Raw genomic sequence first — 19,920 nt, 5'->3', positions numbered from 1 at the left:
GGGCAGCCTGGCGGGCATGGGCACGACGCCGTCCGGCCGGCTGGGGGACGCCGCCCGGACGCTGGCCGACCTGGTGCTGCCCCGGACCTGTGCCGGCTGCGCGGTCCCCGGGCCGGTGCTGTGCGTGCGCTGCCGGGTGCTGCTGGCCCGCCCCCGGCTGGCCCAGCCGCGTCGGCACCCCCCGGGCTTCCCGCCCACCGTCGCCGCGGGCGCCTACGCCGGGCCGGTCCGCCCGGCGGTGGTCGCGTTCAAGGAGCACGGGCGCGCGGAGCTGGCCGTACCGCTGGGCACCGCGCTGGCGCTGTCGGTCGTCGTCGTGCTCGCCGGCCTGGCGCGACCGCCGGACGCCGGGGCGCCGGTCCTGCTCGTGCCGGTGCCGAGGTCGGCGGCGGCGGTCCGGGCCCGCGGCCGGGACCACGTGCGCGAGCTGGCCGGCCGCGCGGTGGCCGAACTGCGCGCCGCAGGCGTGCCGGCGTCGACCGTCCCGCTGCTGCGGCGACCCCGGGGAGCCGTGGACAGCGCGGGGCTGGGGGCGCGCGACCGGCAGGCCAACCTGGCCGGCCGGTTCGCCGCCCGGAGGCGGCCGGCGCCCTCCGGTGTCCTGGTCCTGGTCGACGACGTGGTCACCAGCGGGGCCACCCTGACCGAGGCAGCCCGGGCGCTGCGGGCGGTGGCACGGCACGGCCGGTCGGCCGACACGCCCGTGCTCGCGGCGGTCGTCGCCGCGACCCCGCGGCGCACCGCGACCCCTGGGGCGGTGCCCTCAGCAGGGGCCTTCACCGTGCGTGGCTGACCCGGGGGCCCGAAGGGGGTGTCTCCGGTGTCGGGAACCACGAGACGCAACTAGCGTGGGTCCGATCACACCCGCTCACCGGGAGGTCTCATGGAGATCGTGGTCCGTGGACGCAACGTCGAGGTGCCCGAGCACTTCCGCACGCACGTCGAGGACAAGGTCGGCCAGCTCGAACGCTTCGACGGCAAGTTGATCCGCATCGACGTCGAGCTTCTGCACGAGAAGAACCCGCGCCAGGCAGCCAACTGCCAGCGCGTGGAGATCACGCTCCGCGGCAAGGGCCCCGTGGCCCGTGCCGAGGCGTGCGCCCCCGACTTCTACGCCGCGCTCGAACTCGCGGTGGACAAGCTGGAGAACCGCCTGCGGCGGGCGAACGACCGCCGTCGCGTGCACCACGGCCGCCGGACGCCGGCGAGCGTCCGGCTGGACGGCGCGTCCGACGCGCCGGTGGAGGAGATGCTGACCGCCAGCCCGGCGGACCTCGGCGGGAACGCCCCCGACCTCGAACCCAACGGCGCGCCGCTGGTCACCGACCTCGACGAGCACCTGCCCGGCCGGATCGTGCGCGAGAAGGTGCACGCGGCCACGCCGATGCACGTCGACCAGGCCCTGTACGAGATGGAGCTCGTGGGCCACGACTTCTTCCTGTTCCTGTGCGCCGACACCGGGCAGCCGTCGGTGGTCTACCGCCGGCACGCCTTCGACTACGGGCTGATCCGGCTCGGCGCCACCGTGCCGGGGGCCGACGTCTCCGGCGCCGACGCGGCGAGCGGCGGGGACACCGTGGCGTCGACGGAACGGCAGCCGGCCACCGTCTGAGGAAGGGCCTCCACCGGCGGGCCGTCTCCCCTCGGGGAGGCGGCCCGCCGTCGGCCTCCCGGCAGGGGCCCGCCGCGAGCGTGCGAGTGGTGGGGGGCAGGGAGGTCCTTCGTCAGTCCCCGGGCAGCCGGGAGAACAGCGCGGCGTCCGCGGCCCGGCCGTCGGCGTAGTGCAGGTAGGAGCGGAGCACGCCCTCCTGGGTGAACCCGGCCCGGCGGGCGACCGACTGCGAGCCGGTGTTGCCGACGTCGGCGACCAGGTACACCCGGGAGGCGCCCAGGCCCAGCGCCCACTCGGCCATGGCGTGGGCCGCCTCAGCGGCGTAGCCGCGTCCCCGCGCCCCGGCGGCGATCCAGTAGCCGACCTCCGGGCCCAGCGGGTGCTGGCCGATGCGGTGCACGCCGGTCGACCCGACGAACTCCCCGTCCGCCTCGATGGCGACGGTCAGGCCGGTGCCCGCCGCGCGCTCGGCCGGTGCCTCCCGGGTCACCCAGGCGACCGCGTCGTCCCGGCCGTACGCCGGACCGACCGCGGGGATCCAGCGACCGATGTCCGGGTCCTGGCAGGCGGCCAGCACCGCGTCGACGTCGTCGGGTCGGTAGGGCCGCAGCACCAGCCGCTCGGTGCGCACCACCTCGGTGGTCAGGTCGATGCCGCTGACGTCCAGCACGTCACGCCTCCGTCGACGGCGGGGTGAGGCGGTCGGCGTTGCCCAGCACCCGGTCCACCGCGATCTCGATGACCACCCGGGCCGGGTTGGGGCGGGGCTGCTTGTAGCGGCGGGCGTAGCGGGACTCGGCGTCGGCGACCGATGCGGCGTCCTCGCGCACCACCGCCGTCCCCTCCAGCGTCGCCCAGCGCCGTCCGTCGACGGTGCACACGGCCACCCGCTGCTGCCCGGCGAGCACGTGCCGGGCCTTCATCGACGTGCCCGAGGTGATCACCCGTGCGGTGCCGGTGTCCGGGTCGAAGGTGACCCCGACCGGGACGACGTGCGGTGTGCCGTCGGCCCGCAGGGTGGTGAGGGTCGCGAGGTGGCGCTCGGTGAGGAACGCGACCAGTCCCGGTCCGTAGGCGTCGTCCACGTCCTCAGAGGGTACGGGCGGGGCCGACGCGGTCCGGGACGCAGCAGGTTCTCAGCCCGGCCGCCTACGCTGGGGTCGTGGTGTTCTCCAAGATCCTGCGTGCCGGTGAGGGCAAGATCCTCCGCCGTCTGTCCAAGATCGCCGATGCGGTCGACGCCCTCGAGGGCGACGTCGTCGACCTCACCGACGCCGAGCTGCAGGCCAAGACCGACGAGTTCAAGGCGCGCTACGCCGACGGGGAGACCCTCGACCAGCTGCTGCCCGAGGCGTTCGCGGTGGTCCGCGAGGCCAGCAAGCGCACGCTGGGCCAGCGGCACTACCGGGTCCAGATCATGGGCGGCGCGGCGCTGCACCTGGGCAACATCGCGGAGATGAAGACCGGTGAGGGCAAGACCCTGACCGGTGTGCTGCCGGCCTACCTCAACGCGCTGTCCGGCGAGGGCGTGCACGTCATCACCACCAACGACTACCTGGCCACCCGCGACGCGGAGTGGATGGGCCGGGTCCAGCGCTTCCTGGGTCTGAGCGTCGGCACCATCGTCTCCGGCCAGGCCCCGCAGCAGCGGCGGGAGCAGTACCTCGCCGACATCACCCACGGCACGAACAACGAGTTCGGCTTCGACTACCTCCGCGACAACATGGCCTGGTCCAAGGGCGACCTGGTGCAGCGTGGGCACGCCTTCGCCATCGTCGACGAGGTCGACTCGATCCTCATCGACGAGGCCCGGACGCCGCTGATCATCAGCGGGCCGGCCGAGTCCAGTGCCCGCTGGTACGGCGAGTTCGCCCGCATCGCCCCGCTGATGAAGCGCGACCGGCACTACGAGGTCGAGGAGAGCAAGCGGACGGTCGCCATCACCGAGGAGGGCGTGGAGTTCGTCGAGGACCAGCTGGGCATCGACAACCTCTACGAGGCGGCCAACACCCCGCTGATCAGCTACCTGAACAACGCCCTGAAGGCCAAGGAGCTGTTCAAGAAGGACCAGCAGTACATCGTCAGCAACGGCGAGGTGCTCATCGTCGACGAGTTCACCGGCCGCGTGCTGGCCGGCCGTCGCTACAACGAGGGCATGCACCAGGCCATCGAGGCCAAGGAGCGGGTGCAGATCAAGGACGAGAACCAGACCCTCGCCACGATCACCCTGCAGAACTACTTCCGGCTCTACGACAAGCTCTCCGGGATGACCGGCACGGCGCAGACCGAGGCCGCCGAGCTGCACCAGACCTACGGGCTGGGCGTGGTGCCGATCCCGACGAACCGGCCGATGGTCCGGGCCGACGAGCCCGACCTGATCTACAAGACCGAGAAGGCCAAGTTCGACGCTGTCGTCGACGACATCGCCGAGCGGCACGAGGCCGGCCAGCCGGTGCTCGTCGGCACCGCCAGCGTGGAGAAGTCCGAGGTGCTGGACACGCTGCTGAAGCGCCGGGGCATCCCGCACAACGTGCTCAACGCCCGCCACCACGCGCAGGAGGCGTCGATCATCGCCCGGGCCGGGCGGCTCAACGCGGTCACCGTCGCCACCAACATGGCCGGTCGCGGCACCGACATCCAGCTCGGCGGCAACGCCGAGGTCATCGCCGACGAGGCGCTGCGGGCCCAGGGGCTCACCCCGACCGAGACCCCCGAGGAGTACGAGGCCGCCTGGGACGACGCGCTCGCCGCGGCCAAGGAGCAGGTCAAGGCCGAGCACGACCAGGTCGCCGAGGCGGGGGGTCTCTACGTGCTGGGCACCGAGCGGCACGAGAGCCGCCGGATCGACAACCAGCTGCGCGGACGCTCGGGCCGGCAGGGCGACCCGGGCGAGTCCCGGTTCTACCTGTCGCTGGGCGACGACCTGATGCGCCGGTTCAACGGGCCGATGCTCGAGAACATGATGAACACGCTGCGCGTCCCCGACGACCAGCCGATCGAGCACAAGATGGTCAGCCGGGCCATCCGCTCGGCGCAGACGCAGCTGGAGCAGCAGAACCACGAGGTCCGCAAGGACGTCCTCAAGTACGACGAGGTGCTCAACCGCCAGCGCACGGTGATCTACGCCGAGCGCCGCAAGGTGCTCGACGGCGAGGACCTGCACGTGCAGGTGCGCAGCATGGTCGACGACGTCGTCGCCGCCTACGTCGACGGGGCCACCGAGATCGGCTACGCCGAGGACTGGGACCTCGAGCAGCTGTGGACCGGGCTCAAGGCGCTCTACCCGGTGGGCCTGGACCGGCAGGAGCTGCTGGACCGGGTGGCCGACGGCGACCAGGCGGCGCTGACCGCCGACGTGCTGAAGGACGAGCTGCTCGCCGACGTGCACCGCGCCTACGAGGAGCGGGAGTCCGGGCTGGGTGAGCAGGTGATGCGCGAGCTGGAGCGGCGGGTGCTGCTCAGCGTGCTGGACCGCAAGTGGCGCGAGCACCTCTACGAGATGGACTACCTGCGGGCCGGCATCCACCTGCGCGCGATGGCCAACCGCGACCCGGTCGTGGAGTACCAGCGCGAGGGCTACGACATGTTCAACGCGATGCTCGACGGGATCAAGGAGGAGTCCGTCGGCTTCCTGTTCAACCTCGAGGTCAAGACCAAGGAGCAGCAGCAGGCCGAGGCACGGGCGAAGCAGGCGCAGTCCGAGGCCGAGGCGCTGGCCCGCGCGCAGGCCGGCACCCAGCGGGTGCTCGCCCGGCAGGCCGCCGCCGCGGCCGCCCAGGCCGCGGCCAGCACGGCCGCCACCGCGACGGCCGCGCAGGCCCCGGCGTCCACCGACGGGGACGGCGCCGCGCCGGCCCCCGCGGCGTCCGCTCCCGCGGCCGCGGCGCCCAGCGCGGACGGGAACGGTGCGCCGTCGGCGAACGGCACCGGCGCCGGGCCGGACGGCGGTGCGGGTGACGGGGCGGGGACGGCGAGCTCGGCCCGCCGCACCCGCAAGCCCGCGCCGGCGGCCGCCACCGTGACGGCCCCGGAGGCCCCGGCCGCTGCGGCGGTGCCCGGCGCCCCCGACGGAGGGCCGGAGCTGCAGGTCAAGGGTCTGGACGCCCCGAAGCAGGAGCAGCTGACCTACAGCGCGCCGAGCCTGGACCAGTCCGCCAAGGACGCCGGGCGGCCGAAGGCGGCCAAGTCCGCGACGGTCACCGGCACCAGGGAGACCCCGCGCAACGCCCCCTGCCCCTGCGGCTCGGGCAAGAAGTTCAAGCAGTGCCACGGCGCGGCCGGCAACGCCTGAACAAGGACCCCGTCCCCCTCACCCCTCGCAGGCTCGGGGTGAGCCTCCGGACGGGGCCGTGAAGAACACCACGGATGCCCCGCCGACCGACGGTCGGCGGGGCGTCGTGCTCAGCCGATCTGCAGTGCGGTGCACCGCCAGCGCCCGTCGATCCCCTCGAGCCGGGCGGCCACCGCGTGGGCGCGCCCGGCCCGACGGGCCACCGCGCTGACCTCGGCGACGCCGTCCACCGGCTCGCACACCCGCACCCGGCCCACCAGCAGCGGCGCGGTGCCCTCGGCGCACCAGCGCGGACGGCGTCGCTCGCCGAGGGCGGTGAACAGCGCGGGCGTGACCAGCGGCTGCAGCTGCGCCATCGGCCGGCGCCCGGCGAACGCCTCCAGGGCCAGGGTGACCAGCCGGCGCCCGGCCGACGTCGCGTCGGGCAGCTCCGCCCGCCCCGACCAGCGGGGACCGAACTCCACCTCCTCCGGGGCGAACGGCTGCGCGGCGCGGTCCAACCGCGGGCGTGGCCCCGGTGGCGGCGCCGGCCGCCGGTGCCGGTGACCGGGCACGAGCAGCCGTACCGGGTCGGTCGCCGGCTCCAGCACCGGTCCCGGGGTGCGCACCACCGTCAGGTGCAGCCGCGGTCGGGCGGCCGGCTCCGCCGGGCCGGGGGCGGACGGGGTCAGCTGGTGCTGGGGGGCGCTCATCGGGGCTCCTCGGAGGGCGGGGCCTGCAGCACCTGACCGGGCAGCAGGAGGTCGGGGTCGGGGCCGATCACGTCGGCGTTGGCCTGCCACCAGGCGGCGACCGCGGTGGCGGTGGCTGCGTCGGTGACCGGGGCGCCAGGGGAGGTCCTGGCCAGCCAGGCGGCCGCGATGTCCCACAGGCAGTCCCCGCGCAGCACCACGTGCTGCGCGGGGAGGCGGTGGTCGGGGGCGGATCCGTCCGGGACGTCGCCGGACCGGGGCGAGGAGGCGCCGGGACTGCCGGGCCAGTCGGCGTCGGGAGCCGTCGGCCAGTCGACGGACACCGGCGACCCGAGGTCGGTGCCGGCGGAGACGGTCGCGACGACGGTCGGAGGCGCGGCGGGCCAGGCCAGCGTCGGCCCGGCGGTCACCAGGCTCAGCCCCACGGCGAGCGCGGCAGCGCGCCGGGCGCCGGCCGGCAGCAGGAGTCCGAGCAGCCGGCCGGCGGCCCGGCCGGCTGCCCCCGGCGCGGTGGACAGCGCGGTGAGCAGCAGGCCCACGGCCCCCCAGGCCCAGCACAGCCAGGCCGCGGCGGTCACGCCCACGAGCACCAGCGCGTCCGGGCCCGCGCCGTCGACCAGCCGTTGGGGATCGGCCAGCGCCGCACGCAGCTCGGCTGGATCGGCGCCCAGGGCAGCCAGGCACCAGGCCACGGCGGCCATCACCGCCGTCGTCGTCAGCCAGCGTCGAGTGGACATCACACCTCCTTTTCGTCCACCAAACAGCATCAAAACAAGCAAACGCAACCAAACGCAAGGATCTGTGGACGAGTTAGGCTCCGGCCATGCGCTGGGAGCAGCTGTTCGCCGACCTCGAAGCGCAAGCCGCCGACCAGGAGGCAGCCGAGCTCGACGCCGAGGCGGCCTCCCGGTCGCGGGCGGAGATCGGGCGGGTGCACCTGGCCGACCGGCTGCGCGGCGCCGTCGGCACCGAGCTCGTGCTGACCTGCGCCGGGGTCGGTGACCTCACCGGCCGGCTGGTCGAGGTGGGGGGGGGACTGGCTGCTGCTGACCGACGTGCAGCTGCGTGAGCTGCTCGTCGCCACGCGGGCGGTCCGGGCCGTGGGCGGGCTGACGGCGCTGACCGTCGAGTCCCCCGGCGGCGGTGCGCAGTCGAGGCTGGACCTCCGCCGGGCGTTGCGCGCCCTGGCCCGCGACCGGGCGACCGTGCAGTGCCTGCTGGACGACGGCAGCGTGTTCGCCGGCACGGTCGACCGTGTGGGCGCCGACCACCTGGAGCTGGCCGAGCACGCGGTCGACCGACCCCGCCGGCGGGGTTCGGTCAGCGGTGTCCGGGCGGTCGTGCTGGCCGCGGTGGTCGCGGTCCGCACCCTGCCGCCGACGGCGGCCTGAGGCGGCGGCTCAGCCGGTCAGGAGGGGGAGTCGACCCCTGCGTCCCGTGTCTCCCCAGCGGGGACCTGCTCGCCGGCCACGTCCGGCTCGACCGCACGCGCCTCGGCGTACTTCTGCTGGATGAAGCGCTCCAGCTCGTCCTTCTCCACCCGCCACTGGCCCCGGCCGCCGATCTGGATGGCCACGAGCTCCTTGCGGCGGACCATCGCGTAGGCCTGCGACCAGGAGACGTTGAGGATCTCCGCGACGTCGTCGAGGGTCCAGAACCGCTGGGTCGCCATGAGGTGGGTCGCTCTCCCGTCGAAGGTGGCCGCCAGTCTGTCAGTCGGGTGACGTGCGGCCGCATCGTCCACCCGAAGGTGTGGACAACGGCTGCACTGCCCCCCGTCCTCGGTCATGATCTGCCTCCGCCGCACGTCGCGGTACCGCTGTCGGACGCCCGGCGTCCGGCCCTGATCCGGGAGGACGACCAGGCATGAGTGCGCCCAGCACGTCCGTGGCCCCCGGCATGGCCCCCGGCGGCGGTCCCGCGCCGGCCGGACCGGTCGCCCGGCGAGTCCGGCCGCCGCGCTGGCTGGACCTGCGCCTCGTCCTGGGCGTCCTGCTGGTGCTCGGGTCGGTGCTGGTCGGAGCCCGTGTGGTGACCGCCGCCGACGCCACCGTGCCCGTCTGGTCCGTCGGCACCGATCTCGCCGCCGGCACGGTGCTCACGCCGGAGGACCTGGTGCCGGTCCCGGTGCGGCTGGACGACGTCGCCGGCGCCTACCTGTCCGCGAGCACCCGTCCCGAGGGTCGGGTGCTCGCCCGCGCGGTCCGCGCCGGAGAGCTGGTGCCCCGGTCGGCGCTGGAGGAGGTGACCGGACAGGTGCAGCTGGCGCTGCCGGTCCAGGCCGGCTTCGTGCCGCCGGGGTTGTCCCGCGGTCAGCTGGTCGACGTCTACGCGGTGGCCGACCCGGCCGTGGGTGCCGCCCTGGAGACCGGGGGTGACGTCGACCTGGTCGTCGGCGCCGCACCGGTCCAGGCGGTGACCGGCCGGTCCGACGGGGTGCTGTCGGCGTCCACCAGCACCCTGCAGGTCGTGGTCACCGTGCCGGCCGACGAGGCACCCGAGGTGCTGGCCGCGATCGGCGGCCGCGGGCTGGTCGTGGTGGTGCGCGACTCGGTGGACGCCGCCTCCGGTGCCGACGCCTCCTCCCGGGACGACGCCGTCGCCGAGCCCGGGCCCACCGGCTGATGTCGCTGCAGGTCTTCACCGCGGTCACCGGGGCGGCCTGGGAGTCCGAGCTGGTCGGGGCCCTGGACCGGGAGGACCACGGCGTCACCGTCGTCCGCCGGTGCGTCGACGTCGCCGACCTGCTCGCCGCGGCCAGCACCGGTACCGGCCAGGCCGCCTTGCTCTCTGCGGAGCTGCGCCGGCTGGACGTCGGCGCGGTGACCCGGCTGGTCGCCGCGGGCGTCGCCGTCGTCGGCCTGGTCGAGCCCGGGGACGCGCGGGCGGGTGAACGGCTGCGCCAGCTCGGGGTCGAACGGGTGCTCCCCGCCGACGCGCCGCCGGAGGAGATCGCCCGTGCGCTGCGGGCCGCGGTCGCCGGCGGACCACCGGCCGGCCGGGACGTCGCCGATCCGCGCGCCGCGCTCCGCCCGGCCGGGCCTGACCAGCAGGAACCGCCCCGGCCGGTCGGCCGCGGGCGCGTGGTCGCCGTCTGGGGCCCGACCGGCGCACCCGGGCGGACCACCGTCGCCGTGGGGCTCGCCGACGAGGCCGCCCGGCTGGACGTGAGCACCCTGCTGGTCGATGCCGACGTCTACGGCGGTGTGGTGGCCCAGGTGCTGGGGCTGCTGGACGAGGCGCCGGGGCTGGCCGCCGCCGCGCGTCAGGCCGGCGCGGGGACCCTCGACGGCGCCGCGCTGTCCCGCCTGGCCGGGTCGGTGGGCCCGCGGCTGCGGGTGCTCACCGGGCTCGCGCGCGCCGACCGCTGGCCGGAACTGCGGCCGCAGGCGGTCGCGGTGGTGCTGGAGGAGGCCCGCCGGCTGGCGGAGCTCACCGTGGTCGACTGCGCCTTCTGCCTGGAGGAGGACGAGGAGCTCTCCTTCGACACGGCGGCGCCGCGGCGCAACGGGGCGACCCTGGCCGTGCTGGAGTCCGCCGACGAGGTGCTGTGCGTGAGCGGCGCCGACCCGGTCGCCCTGCAGCGGACGATCCGGGCGCTCGGCGAGCTGCAGGAGGTGCTGCCGGACGTGCACCCCCGGGTGGTCGTCAACCAGGTGCGCCGTGGGCCGGTGGCCGGGGACCCGCGACGCGAGATCGCCGCGGCGCTGACGCGCTTCACCGGCGCGGAGGTGGACCGCTTCCTGCCCGCGGACCGGCGGTCGACCGATGCCGCGCTCGCCGCGGGCCGGACGCTGGCCGAGGTCGCCCCCGCGTCGCCGCTGCGGACCGCGCTGCGCGACCTCGCCGTCGGCCTGAGCGGGGTGCCGGCGCCCACGGCCCGCCGGCGCAGCCGCCGCTGACCTGCTCCTGGACCGGTCGCCGGGTCGGGCCGACGGGGGCACCCCGGCCCGGGAGAGGGCCACCCCGTAGGTTGGGGCGACCGTCAGTGAGGGAGGTCACGCCGTGGTCCAACGGCTCACCGCGCTGGACGCGTCCTTCCTCTACCTGGAGGAGCCGGCGACGCCCATGCACGTGGGTGGGGTGCTCGTGCTCGAGTGCCCCGACGGCGGGCTCGACCACGAGGCGCTCGTGGAGCTCGTCCGGGCCCGGCTGCCGCTCGTGCCCCGCTACCGCCAGAAGGTGGTGGAGGTGCCCGGGCACCTGGCCAACCCGGCCTGGATCGACGACCCGGACTTCGACATCAGCTACCACGTGCGCCGCTCGGCGCTGCCCCGCCCGGGCACCGAGGAGCAGCTGCTGGACCTGGTCGCCCGGCTCACCGCCCGGCCGCTGGACCGCACCCGGCCGCTCTGGGAGATGTACCTGGTCGAGGGGCTGGCGGGCGACCGGACGGCGGTGGTGACCAAGACCCACCCGGCGCTGGTCGACGGCCTCGCGGCGATCGACATCGGGCAGGTCATCCTCGACCCCAGCCCGCACGCCGACGCCGCGTCGGTCGCGGTGCCCGACGACTGGCGCCCCCGGCGCCCCCCGGGTCCGGCCGCGCTGGTCTGGGAGGCGGTCGAGGACTACCTGCAGCGTCCGTCCGCCGTGCTGGAGACCGCCCGGACCGCGGTCGGTGACGTGCGCGCCACCGGCGCCCGCTGGGCCGGCGTGGCCACCGGCCTGCTGGCCGCCGTGGCCCGGACCGCGGTGTCGCCGGCCCCGGCCAGCCCGCTGAACGCACCGATCGGCCGGCAGCGGCGGTTCGCCGTCGCCCGGGTGTCCCTGGCGGAGCTGCGGGAGGTGCGGCGCGCCCTCGGTGGCACCGTCAACGACGTGCTGCTCAGCACGGTTGCCGGCGCGCTGCGGGAGTGGCTGCTGTCCCGCGGTGAGCCGGTGGTGGGCAGCACGGTCGTGCGGGCCCTGGTGCCGGTGTCGGTGCGCACCGAGGACGACACGGCCGGCAACCAGGTCTCCTCGCTGCTGGTGGACCTGCCGGTAGGTGAGCCGAACCCGCGGGTGCGTCTGGCCCGGATCAGCTACGCGATGCGGGGGCTGGCACCGCGGGGCCAGTCGGTCGGGGCGGACACCCTCAGCGCGCTGTCGGGCTTCGCTCCGCCCACCCTGCACGCCCTCGGCGCCCGCGCCGCCAGCGGGCTGTCCCGGCGGTTGTTCAACCTCGTGGTCACCAACGTGCCCGGCCCCCAGGTGCCGCTGTACGCCGGCGGGGCCCGGATGGTGGAGGTCTTCCCGGTGGTCCCGCTGGTGCGGGGGCAGGGCCTGGCGATCGGCCTGACCAGCTACGACGGCACCGTCTACGTCGGGCTGAACGCCGACCGGGACAGCATCAGCGACGTCGACGTGCTCGCCGACCTCATCGAACGGGAGGTCGGCGACCTCCGGGAGGCCGCCGGCTGAACGGCCCTCCTCTCCGTTCCGAGCAGGTCCGCGGCGGTGCCGGTCGAGTGGTCCACCCGGCCGGGGAACGGGGAGCGTGGCGGGCGACGTTACGGTCGCTGTCCCACGACTGAGGAGGCGACCCGGGTGCGCGTGTACCTGCCGGCCACGACCACCGTCCTGCGACGGTTGCTGGACGACGGCCGACTGGAGGGACCGCTCACGGTGTTCGCCGTGACGCCACAGCTGCGCGGCCACTACGAGCTCAGCGACGGTCTCCGCGACGACGAGGAGCTGGAGTACGCCGCCCTGCTCGCCGCCGCCCGGGCCAGCCTCCGGCTGATCGACGTCGACCCGGCCGCTGCCCGGCGCCGGGTGGTGCTGGCCGCGGACGTGCCGGACTCCTCGCTCACCCCGATCGAGGACCCCGCCGCCGACCCGGGGGCGGCGCGGATCGCCGTCGACGTCTCCCTGGCGGACGTGGCCAGCGCCCACCTCGACGTGGCCGAGGCCGAGGAGGACGTGTCGGCCGCGGTGGCCGTCGTGCTCGAGGCCGACCTGGGCAGCGACGAGGCGCAGTTCACCGTGGACCAGGCCGAGGGGCACGAGCTGGCCTGGTACGCGACGCAGGAGATCGGGCCGGCGCTCGAGCTGCTCTGACCTGCGCACCGGGTCACCGTCCCCGGCCGGTGACCCGGTGCCGTGCCACCTGCACCCGGGTCGGCTCGCCGCGGACCAGCAGCCATCCGGAGCCGGGCCGGGCCGGCAGGGGAGTGCGCGGCACCCGCAGCCCGAGCAGCTCGGCGTCGCCCGGACCCGGGCGGAGCAGCAGGGCGGTGCGGGACCGGCGCAGGACGGCCACCGGCCCGCGGAAGCTGCCCGCCAGCTCGGCCGGGCCCCCGGCGGCGATCACCAGCGCGGGGCCGGGAGCCGGTGCGTCACCGCCGGGGGCGCCGGTCGGCGGCCCGACGGCGACCGCGAGCGCGTCGGCCACGGCGTCGGGCAGGGAGGTGACGTCGTCGGCCAGCACCACCCGCGTGCCGGGCGTCGGTTCGGCGAGCCACGCCCGCACCGCGGCCGCGTCCCGGCGGTCCACCCGGTCGATCCGGTCCCCGGGGTCTGACGGGTCCGCCGGGGTTCCGGGGCCCGCGGGCGCCGTGGCCAGCTCCAGCACCCGGGCGCCGCCGGCGTGACAGTGCCGGCCGAAGGCGCGCACCGCCTCGCTGCGGCCGCTCCCCGGCGGGCCCACCACGAGCAGGCCCCCGCCTGCCGCGAGGTCGACCCGGGCCACCTGCCCCTCGTCGCCGCCGGGGCCGACGGGCAGCCACGGGAGCCCGGTACCCGGCGGGGGCAGCGGCAGTTCGGGATCGGCGGGCAGCTCGGTCACGCGCACGGGGCCGTCGGCGCCCGCCGGGACGGGCCAGGTGCGGACCGTGTCCCGGGGCAGGGTGAGCTGGCACTCCACGGCGCCCTCACCGACCAGCGCGCGACCGGGTGGACGGTCCTCGGGCACCGATCGCGGGGGCACCCCGGCGACGGCGTAGTCGGTGCGGTCGGGCAGTGGCAGCACCACCCGCTCCCGGACCGCGCCGGCCAGCCGGCTGCCGGGTACGGCGCGGTCGGCCGTCAGCGCGACCGTCAGCCCGACCGCCCCTCCTTCGCGGCACAGGCGGAGGAGGTCGGCCGAGCCGCCCGTGGGGTCGCCGCCCTCGAGCTCGCTCGTGAGGCCGTCGTAGCCGTCGACCAGCAGCAGGATCAGCGGCTGGCCGGCCCGGTGCCCCGCACGCCGGCGGTCCACCTCCGCGGCCAGCCGGTGCAGCAGGCGACCACTCCGGTGGGGGTCACCGCGTCGCACCACGGTGCCGGTGTGCGGCAGCCCGGTGGCCCGTGCGGCGAGCGCGCCGCCGCCGTGGTCGAGCACGTGGACGTGCAGCTGGTCCGGGGACAGCTGGGTCGCCGCCTCGGTCAGCACGGTCTCCAGGGCGGTGCTGCGCCCGCTGCGCGGCCCACCCACCGCGAGCCAGCCGCCACCGGCGGCGAGGTCCAGCTCGAACGGGCGTTGCACCTGCCGATCAGGGAGGTCCAGCAGACCGATCCGGAGGACGGTCGGGCCGGTTGCGGCCGCGGCGACGGCGTCGGCCAGGTCGCCGACGGTGAGCCGCCCGGGCAGCGGGGGGAGCCAGGGCCGTTCCGGCAGCTCCAGCGCCGTGGCGGCCGTCCGCCGTGCGACGGCGGCGACGATCCGGGCCAGATCGCTTCCGTCGTCAGCGCCGTCCGCGCCCGGGGCCGGGGTGGGCAGCGGGGGCCAGGACTGCCGGCGCACCCGGATCGACGGTCCGGCCGGTGCCGGGGCGGACACCCGGGCCACCTGGAGCAGGACCGGCGCCGCGCCACCGGCGCGCAGCCACGCACGGCCGGGCCGGTCAGCGGGCAGCTGGGCGGGCAGTGCGCTGCCCAGCACGTCGCGGGCCTCCGCCTCGTCGGTGGTGCGCAGGCAGATCCGCAGCGAACAGTTGGCCCTGATCTCCGGGCTGACCACGCCGGACGGGCGCTGGGTGGCGAGCACCAGGTGCACGCCGAGGGAGCGACCGCGCTGGGCGATGCCCACCAGCCCGCTGACGAAGCCGGGCAGGTCCTCGACCAGGGTGGCGAACTCGTCGACCACGATGACCAGCCGGGCCAGCGCCACGTCCTGGGGCAGGTCACCGACGTCCCGGGCGCCGTGCGTGGCCAGCAGCCGCTCCCGGCGGGCGAGCTCGGCGGCGAGGGACCGCAGCGCCCGGGCGGTCGACTGCTGGTCCAGGTCGGTGAGCACCCCGACGGTGTGCGGCATCGCGGCAGCCTCGGCGAAGGCGGCGCCGCCCTTGTAGTCGACCAGCAGGAGGCTGCACCGGTCCGGTGGGTGGTGCAGGGCCAGGCTGGCCACGAGGGTCTGCAGCAGCTCGGACTTCCCCGACCCGGTGGTCCCCGCGACGAGCGCGTGCGGGCCCTGGGACACCAGGTCCAGGGTGAGCGGGCCGCGGGCGGTCGCGCCGAGGGTGGCCGTCAGCCGGCTGCGCGACCGGTCCCAGCCCGGCGCGGGCTCCTCGCCGCTCTGCCCGGGTGCCGCGCAGAGCTCGAGCAGCCGGGCGCTGTCGGGGATCGCCTGCCCGTCCGCCGGTGCGGTCAGCGCGGCCAGCGTGCGGGCCAGCCCCGCGGCCACGGCTTCCCGCACCCCGTCCAGGGTGACCGGGCGACCGGGGGTGCCGGGCAGCACCAGCCGGCCGGCAGAGCCGGTCTCGCCGGTGACGGTCACGTGCGCACCGGAGGCGTCCCCCGGCCGGTCGGTGAGCTGGAGCAGGGCCACCCGCGGTGCGGCGGCCACCAGCGCGGCCCGCGCCTCGGCGCCGATGGTGCCGTCGACCACGAGGAGGGTCCGGGCTCCGGCGTCACCGCCGGCGGCGGTCGACGTGGCGAGCCGGTCGTCCACGACGGGCCCGGCCGGGTGGACGGCGCCCAGGTGGGGGAGCCAGCGGGCCCACGCCCAGTCGGGCAGCCGCCCCGGGTCGGCGACCAGTTCGAGGGACACCGCGCCGGGTGGGCGGAGCGCAGCCAGTTGGCACAACAGCGCGCGGGCCGTGCCCAGCACGGCCGGCCTCGGCCCGCTGAGGGTCAGGCCGCCGCAGGAGCCGAGGTCCAGGGTGACCGGGACGGCTTCGGCCGGTGCGGTGGCGCGTTCGCCGTCCGGGCCGGTCACGGTCACCGCCGTGGTGCCGGGGCCGCTGCCCAGGCGCACCACCCAGCCGGCCGGGTCGTGGGCGCCGCGGGACCACAGTGGCGACACCCGCCGTCGCGCCGCGGCGACCAGCCGGGCCGGATCGGGGTGGCGCGCCTCCTGGCCGGCCACGTCGGCGGCGACGGCTGCCGCGACCTCCAGTTCGGCCCGGGCCAGCGCGGCGGCGTGCTCGGCCCGGGCCCGCCGGCCGTTCCGCCGCCCGCTGAGCCGGTCGGACCACCAGCCGGCCACCGCCACCGCCGGACTGAGCAGGGCGAAGAACAGGAAGGCGGGGGTGTCGAGCAGCCAGGCCATCGCGACCCCGCCGACCGCGGGCAGGGACACCGCCACCCACCCCAGGCGCCGGCTCGGCGGGTCGGCAGGCGGCGTGGGCAGCGCGACGGTGACCGGGACCGCCGGCGGTGGGGAGGTGCCGAGGGGGTGCACCACGACCCGTCCCGCACCGGTCTCCCGGCCCTCCAGCGGGGACCCCGCCGGGCCGGTGAGGCGGAGCGTGGTGGCGCCCAGCTGGATCGCCTCGCCCACCGGCCACGTGGTCTCGGTGGAACCCAGCGCGGTGGCGCCCTGGCGCGTGGACAGCAGCGTGCCGTTCGAGGAACCGAGGTCGGCGACGGTCACCCGCCCCTCGGCCACGGTGACGGCGACGTGCCGGCGCGACACGTCCGGGTCGTCGAGCGGCAGCCCGCAGGCCGCACTCCGCCCGACGACGAGCCTCCCGCGCCCCAGCGGCAGGCTGCGCCCGGCGTCGGGTCCGCCGGTGACCTGCAGCTCCAGCGCGCCGCAGACGGCCGGGTCGCGGGGACCGGGGCGGCCCCAGCCCAGCACCGTGGCGTGGCGGAGGTCGGACGCCGACAGCGGCGTGCTGCCGGGCAGCTCCGTGGAACCGGACCACAGCGGGCCGCCCGGCTCGCCCAGCTCGGCGGCGAGGGCGGGCAGGACGTCGTCCAGCGCGGCGTCGCCGGGGGCGCTGACCTCGACGTCGAGGGCGCCACGGGCCGTGTGCAGCGTCCAGCTGCGGCTGGTGGTCGGCGCCCCACCCGGGGCGCCCGCGGAGGTGGGCACCGGGGGATCGTGCCGCCGGACACCCCGTCCGTGGCGCCCGGCAGGGTGATCTGTGGACAGCGCCGGGGGCTGTGGACAACGGGTCACGCCGACCGCCCTGGGCACCTACCGTCCTGCTCCACCGGGAGGTGCCCGGGTCAGGAGGAGGAACCGTGAAGGTCGACATCGCGACGTTGCAGGGCATGGCCGGTCGCTGCCAGGCCGAGGCCGGGGAGACCACCGCGCGGCACACGGCGCTGTCCGCGGGGATCAACACCTCGGTGCTCGAGGGCTGGACCGACAGCCAGGCGGCCGTGCAGTTCACCGAGCTCTACGAGAAGTGGCGGCTGTCCAGCCAGGGGCTGAGCGAGGCGCTGACCGGGATGGGGCAGCTGCTCACCAACGTCGCGGCGGCGTACCAGCAGCACGAGGCGGAGATGGCCGCCCGGATCGGCGCCATGGTCTGACCGCCGGGCGCCCGGCCGGTCACCCCTGGGCGGGCGCGGGGGCCTGGGGTGCGGTCCGGTCGAGGATCCTGTCCTGGCGGCGGGCGGCCAGCCGTTCCCAGGGCAGGATCGACACGATCGCGATGCAGTGCGGCAGGAAGATGATCCCGACGCCGGCGAAGACCATGACGTGGAAGCCCAGCAGGAACAGCACCAGGGCGACGCGTGCCCGGTCGGTGCGCACCAGCAGCATCAGCGGGGCGAGGAACTCCAGCGCCAGCATCACCCACTGGGCGGTGGCCAGCAGCCAGGGGAAGTCCAGGGTCCACGTCGACAGGTCGGTGCCCCGGCGGACCACGGCGCGGGTGAGGGTCGACCCGGTGGGCCAGTCCCAGCCGCCGAACCGGATCTTCGCCCAGGCGGCGAGGAAGTAGGTGAGCATCACCGTGACCAGCACGGCCGCCATGGCGAAGCCGGCCGCCTCCGAGGAGCGGCGGTCCCGCCACCGGGCCGCACCGATCGTGGGCAGCACCGCCAGGGCCACCAGGAAGGCGATCCGGTCGTGGTCGACCTTCCCGTAGCTCATCGCGATCACCATCCACTCCATGTAGAGGAGGAAGACGGCGAACCCGAGCAGCCGGGGCGCGCGGCCGGTGGCCGCGGCCAGGGCGGCGAGCACCAGCGCCCACTGCACGACCAGCACGAGGGTGTGCGTCGGGGTGGGCAGGTGCAGCAGCCGGCCGATCAGCAGCGGGGCGTACCAGTCGGTGGGCACGTCGGCGTGCGCCCGCACCCAGGACGTGGTGAGGAGGACGTCGACCGGGATGAACAGGTAGGCGATCGCCCGGAACACCGCGATCCGGGCCAGGGGCACCGGGCGGAACCACCAGCGCGGGGTGCCGGGGACGGCCGGCGCCTCCTCCGGGCGGACCGGCGCCGCGGCGGGTGGGGTGGGCGCCGAAGGGGTGGTGGTCGAGGGGGTGGTGGCCGAGGGGGTGGAGCTCGGGGTGCTCACTCGCCGGCCTCCAGCTGGTGCTCGATCAGCACCCGGTCACTGATCTCGCCGGTGCGCACGCCGTCGGCGAGCTCGTAGCGGCGCTGCACGACCTGCACCGCCACCAGCTCCTCGGCGTCGGGGTGGTGCTCGGCGTAGGAGTGGGCCAGGAGACCGAGCAGCGACGGGTCCCGCTCGATGCGGGGCAGCTGCCCCTCGAACTCGGCCCGGCGCAGGCCCACCTCCCCACCGGAGAGCCGCACCTCGGTGCCCGCGGGGGTCAGCCCGACCACCCGGGTGGAGACCACCGGGGTGTCCGGGTTCGCGCGCGTGGAGTACATCCGGAACGGGCCGAAGGGGAAGGAGTCGTCGTCCCCCCACACCGTCCCCGCCAGCAGCAGGGCGAGCACCACGACCACCGCGGCGAGCCGGGCGCGCCGTCCACCGGGGGACAGCCGCACCACCTCGTCCTCCGTGGTCAGGGCGGGAGGGGACAGCGACAGCACCGGCCCATCGTAGGATCGGCGGCCGTCCAGACGGGTCATCGTCGCCCCGCACGGGCAACTCGCGTTCCGCATGGGGAGCGGGGTTCGCCTGAGGCGCCAGCGCCCCGTCGTCGTGCGCCGATGAGCGGGAGCTGAGCAGATGCAGTTCGGCCGGTACTACGAGGAGTTCGAGGTCGGCGCCGTCTACCGGCACTGGCCCGGCAAGACCGTCACCGAGTACGACGACCACCTGTTCTGCCTGCTCACGATGAACCACCACCCGCTGCACCTGGACGCCCACTACGCCGCGGAGGCCACCGAGTTCGGGGCCAACGTCGTCGTCGGCAACTACGTCTACTCCCTGCTGCTGGGCATGAGCGTGCCCGACGTGTCGGGCAAGGCGATCGCGAACCTCGAGGTCGAGTCGCTGCGGCACGTCGCCCCGACCTTCCACGGCGACACGATCTACGGCGAGACGACCGTGCTGGACAAGACCGGGTCCCGGACCAAGGACGACCGCGGCGTCGTGCACGTGGAGACGATCGGCTACAAGCAGGACGGCACCGTGGTGTGCACCTTCCGCCGGAAGGTGATGGTGCCCAAACGCGCCGCCGCCGAGCAGCGCGGCGGCGAGCAGCCCGGCCGCCCGGACCCGGTCCGTCGCTGACCGGCAGCCCCGCGGTGGTGGTTCAGCGGCGGGGGAGCAGTCCCCAGCCGGTCAGGGCGGCGACCACGCCCGGCGCCATCCGGCCGGCGTCCTCCAGCGCGGTCAGGCCGGCGGCGTCGACGAACGCCACGTCGACGGCGTCGTCACCGGCCACCGGTGTCTGGTCGTCGCCGGCCAGGTCGCACCGCCAGTCGGTCACGGTGAAGAGCACCCCGGGCCCGGCGATGCGCACCTGTCCGGCCACCGAGACCGGGCGCACCCGCAGCCCGGTCTCCTCGCGGACCTCGCGCACCACCGCGTCGGGCTCGCTCTCCCCGGGCTCGACCCGGCCGCCGGGCACCGACCACAGCCCGGCGCTCGGGGCGTGCCCGCGCCGGATCAGCAGCAGCCGGCCCGCGGCGTCGTGCACGAGGCCGCCCACGCAGGGCACCTCGGGGACGACCGCGTCACGTTCGGGCACCCCCGGAGGCTACGGCGGCGCGCACCGGCCCCGGGCGGGCCGGCGCAGCCCAGCCGGGCAACTCACGCTTGACGA

The 19,920-nt window shown here is 76.1% G+C and carries 20 protein-coding genes; 11 read left to right on the top strand and 9 right to left on the bottom strand.

Annotation, left to right across the window (positions count from 1 at the left end; genetic code table 11):
• Nucleotides 1-16: 16 nt before the first annotated feature.
• Together JD78_RS13360 and hpf are read left to right on the top strand one after the other, a co-directional pair.
• Nucleotides 17-793, top strand: a complete 777-nt coding sequence (locus JD78_RS13360; protein WP_153358993.1) for a ComF family protein — start codon at nucleotides 17-19, stop codon at nucleotides 791-793.
• Nucleotides 794-883: 90 nt separating this feature from the next.
• On the top strand, nucleotides 884-1,612 hold the full coding sequence (gene hpf, locus JD78_RS13355) for a ribosome hibernation-promoting factor, HPF/YfiA family (RefSeq protein ID WP_153358992.1): 729 nt from the start codon (nucleotides 884-886) through the stop codon (nucleotides 1,610-1,612).
• Nucleotides 1,613-1,724: 112 nt separating this feature from the next.
• Here the strand turns inward: hpf and JD78_RS13350 are convergent, their stop codons facing one another.
• Both JD78_RS13350 and JD78_RS13345 read right to left on the bottom strand, forming a co-directional pair.
• Nucleotides 1,725-2,282 carry a GNAT family N-acetyltransferase gene (locus JD78_RS13350; protein ID WP_153358991.1) on the bottom strand — a complete coding sequence of 186 codons (558 nt, stop codon included), beginning with the start codon at nucleotides 2,280-2,282 and terminating at the stop codon, nucleotides 1,725-1,727.
• Nucleotide 2,283: 1 nt separating this feature from the next.
• Nucleotides 2,284-2,697, bottom strand: coding sequence for a pyridoxamine 5'-phosphate oxidase family protein (locus JD78_RS13345; protein ID WP_166521175.1), 414 nt, complete (start codon nucleotides 2,695-2,697; stop codon nucleotides 2,284-2,286).
• Nucleotides 2,698-2,774: 77 nt separating this feature from the next.
• On the opposite strand from JD78_RS13345, the gene secA reads away from it, so the two are divergent.
• On the top strand, nucleotides 2,775-5,903 hold the full coding sequence (gene secA / locus JD78_RS13340) for a preprotein translocase subunit SecA (protein WP_166521174.1): 3,129 nt from the start codon (nucleotides 2,775-2,777) through the stop codon (nucleotides 5,901-5,903).
• 110 nt (nucleotides 5,904-6,013) lie between these two features.
• On the opposite strand, the gene JD78_RS13335 is transcribed toward secA, so the two are convergent.
• Entirely contained in the window at nucleotides 6,014-6,595 is a 582-nt protein-coding gene (locus tag JD78_RS13335; protein WP_153362400.1) for an Rv3235 family protein, read from the bottom strand.
• A complete protein-coding gene (locus JD78_RS13330; RefSeq protein ID WP_153362399.1) occupies nucleotides 6,592-7,332 on the bottom strand; it encodes a LysM peptidoglycan-binding domain-containing protein in 741 nt (246 codons plus the stop codon). The genes JD78_RS13335 and JD78_RS13330 overlap by 4 nt, the downstream gene beginning before the upstream one ends.
• 86 nt (nucleotides 7,333-7,418) lie before the next feature.
• Between JD78_RS13330 and JD78_RS22280 the strand changes: the two genes are divergently transcribed.
• Nucleotides 7,419-7,664, top strand: a complete 246-nt coding sequence (locus JD78_RS22280; RefSeq protein ID WP_228395439.1) for a hypothetical protein — start codon at nucleotides 7,419-7,421, stop codon at nucleotides 7,662-7,664.
• Nucleotides 7,651-7,986, top strand: a complete 336-nt coding sequence (locus JD78_RS22275; RefSeq protein WP_228395438.1) for a hypothetical protein — start codon at nucleotides 7,651-7,653, stop codon at nucleotides 7,984-7,986. The genes JD78_RS22280 and JD78_RS22275 overlap by 14 nt, the downstream gene beginning before the upstream one ends.
• Before the next feature lie 17 nt (nucleotides 7,987-8,003).
• Here JD78_RS22275 and JD78_RS13320 read toward each other — a convergent pair whose 3' ends face one another.
• The gene (locus tag JD78_RS13320; RefSeq protein WP_228395437.1) at nucleotides 8,004-8,267 is read right to left on the bottom strand and encodes a helix-turn-helix domain-containing protein; all 264 of its coding nucleotides are present in this window, start codon (nucleotides 8,265-8,267) and stop codon (nucleotides 8,004-8,006) included.
• Between the two features lie 194 nt (nucleotides 8,268-8,461).
• Between JD78_RS13320 and JD78_RS13315 the strand changes: the two genes are divergently transcribed.
• From JD78_RS13315 to JD78_RS13300, 4 genes are all read left to right on the top strand, one after another.
• Nucleotides 8,462-9,220 (top strand): SAF domain-containing protein, encoded by a 759-nt coding sequence (locus tag JD78_RS13315; protein WP_228395436.1) that lies wholly within the window; start codon nucleotides 8,462-8,464, stop codon nucleotides 9,218-9,220.
• Complete coding sequence (locus JD78_RS13310) at nucleotides 9,220-10,497, top strand: CpaE/TadZ family protein (protein WP_166521173.1); 1,278 nt, start codon at nucleotides 9,220-9,222, stop codon at nucleotides 10,495-10,497. Before JD78_RS13315 ends, JD78_RS13310 begins: the two co-directional genes overlap by 1 nt.
• Nucleotides 10,498-10,600: 103 nt before the next feature.
• Complete coding sequence (locus JD78_RS13305; protein WP_153362398.1) at nucleotides 10,601-11,998, top strand: WS/DGAT/MGAT family O-acyltransferase; 1,398 nt, start codon at nucleotides 10,601-10,603, stop codon at nucleotides 11,996-11,998.
• Nucleotides 11,999-12,124: 126 nt separating this feature from the next.
• Complete coding sequence (locus tag JD78_RS13300; RefSeq protein ID WP_153362397.1) at nucleotides 12,125-12,637, top strand: DUF6912 family protein; 513 nt, start codon at nucleotides 12,125-12,127, stop codon at nucleotides 12,635-12,637.
• A 13-nt stretch (nucleotides 12,638-12,650) separates the two neighbouring features.
• Here JD78_RS13300 and JD78_RS13295 read toward each other — a convergent pair whose 3' ends face one another.
• Complete coding sequence (locus tag JD78_RS13295; protein WP_166521172.1) at nucleotides 12,651-16,814, bottom strand: FtsK/SpoIIIE domain-containing protein; 4,164 nt, start codon at nucleotides 16,812-16,814, stop codon at nucleotides 12,651-12,653.
• Between the two features lie 152 nt (nucleotides 16,815-16,966).
• Between JD78_RS13295 and JD78_RS13290 the strand changes: the two genes are divergently transcribed.
• Entirely contained in the window at nucleotides 16,967-17,260 is a 294-nt protein-coding gene (locus tag JD78_RS13290) for a WXG100 family type VII secretion target (protein WP_153361791.1), read from the top strand.
• 19 nt (nucleotides 17,261-17,279) lie between these two features.
• On the opposite strand, the gene JD78_RS13285 is transcribed toward JD78_RS13290, so the two are convergent.
• Entirely contained in the window at nucleotides 17,280-18,254 is a 975-nt protein-coding gene (locus JD78_RS13285) for an MFS transporter permease (protein WP_228395339.1), read from the bottom strand.
• On the bottom strand, nucleotides 18,251-18,739 hold the full coding sequence (locus tag JD78_RS13275; RefSeq protein WP_153361790.1) for a hypothetical protein: 489 nt from the start codon (nucleotides 18,737-18,739) through the stop codon (nucleotides 18,251-18,253). The genes JD78_RS13285 and JD78_RS13275 overlap by 4 nt, the downstream gene beginning before the upstream one ends.
• A gap of 139 nt (nucleotides 18,740-18,878) precedes the next feature.
• On the opposite strand from JD78_RS13275, the gene JD78_RS13270 reads away from it, so the two are divergent.
• Nucleotides 18,879-19,385 carry a MaoC family dehydratase gene (locus JD78_RS13270; protein WP_153361789.1) on the top strand — a complete coding sequence of 169 codons (507 nt, stop codon included), beginning with the start codon at nucleotides 18,879-18,881 and terminating at the stop codon, nucleotides 19,383-19,385.
• Between the two features lie 22 nt (nucleotides 19,386-19,407).
• Here JD78_RS13270 and JD78_RS13265 read toward each other — a convergent pair whose 3' ends face one another.
• Complete coding sequence (locus tag JD78_RS13265; RefSeq protein ID WP_153361788.1) at nucleotides 19,408-19,845, bottom strand: NUDIX domain-containing protein; 438 nt, start codon at nucleotides 19,843-19,845, stop codon at nucleotides 19,408-19,410.
• Nucleotides 19,846-19,920: the final 75 nt, after the last annotated feature.

The sequence above is a fragment of the Modestobacter roseus genome (assembly GCF_007994135.1).
In the GTDB taxonomy this organism is placed as follows: domain Bacteria; phylum Actinomycetota; class Actinomycetes; order Mycobacteriales; family Geodermatophilaceae; genus Modestobacter; species Modestobacter roseus.
The sequence above is the reverse complement of the archived record's forward strand: the minus strand, read 5'-3'. Positions and strand labels throughout refer to the sequence as shown.

Excerpts from the sequence above, each read along its gene's own strand:
- JD78_RS13330 (WP_153362399.1), bottom strand. The coding sequence starts at position 7,332 with ATGTCCACTCGACGCTGGCTGACGACGACGGCGGTGATGGCCGCCGTG.
- hpf (WP_153358992.1), top strand. The coding sequence starts at position 884 with ATGGAGATCGTGGTCCGTGGACGCAACGTCGAGGTGCCCGAGCACTTC.
- JD78_RS13310 (WP_166521173.1), top strand. The coding sequence starts at position 9,220 with ATGTCGCTGCAGGTCTTCACCGCGGTCACCGGGGCGGCCTGGGAGTCC.
- JD78_RS22280 (WP_228395439.1), top strand. The coding sequence starts at position 7,419 with ATGCGCTGGGAGCAGCTGTTCGCCGACCTCGAAGCGCAAGCCGCCGAC.
- JD78_RS13335 (WP_153362400.1), bottom strand. The coding sequence starts at position 6,595 with ATGAGCGCCCCCCAGCACCAGCTGACCCCGTCCGCCCCCGGCCCGGCG.
- JD78_RS13360 (WP_153358993.1), top strand. The coding sequence starts at position 17 with ATGGGCACGACGCCGTCCGGCCGGCTGGGGGACGCCGCCCGGACGCTG.
- JD78_RS13320 (WP_228395437.1), bottom strand. The coding sequence starts at position 8,267 with ATGGCGACCCAGCGGTTCTGGACCCTCGACGACGTCGCGGAGATCCTC.
- JD78_RS13315 (WP_228395436.1), top strand. The coding sequence starts at position 8,462 with ATGAGTGCGCCCAGCACGTCCGTGGCCCCCGGCATGGCCCCCGGCGGC.
- JD78_RS13270 (WP_153361789.1), top strand. The coding sequence starts at position 18,879 with ATGCAGTTCGGCCGGTACTACGAGGAGTTCGAGGTCGGCGCCGTCTAC.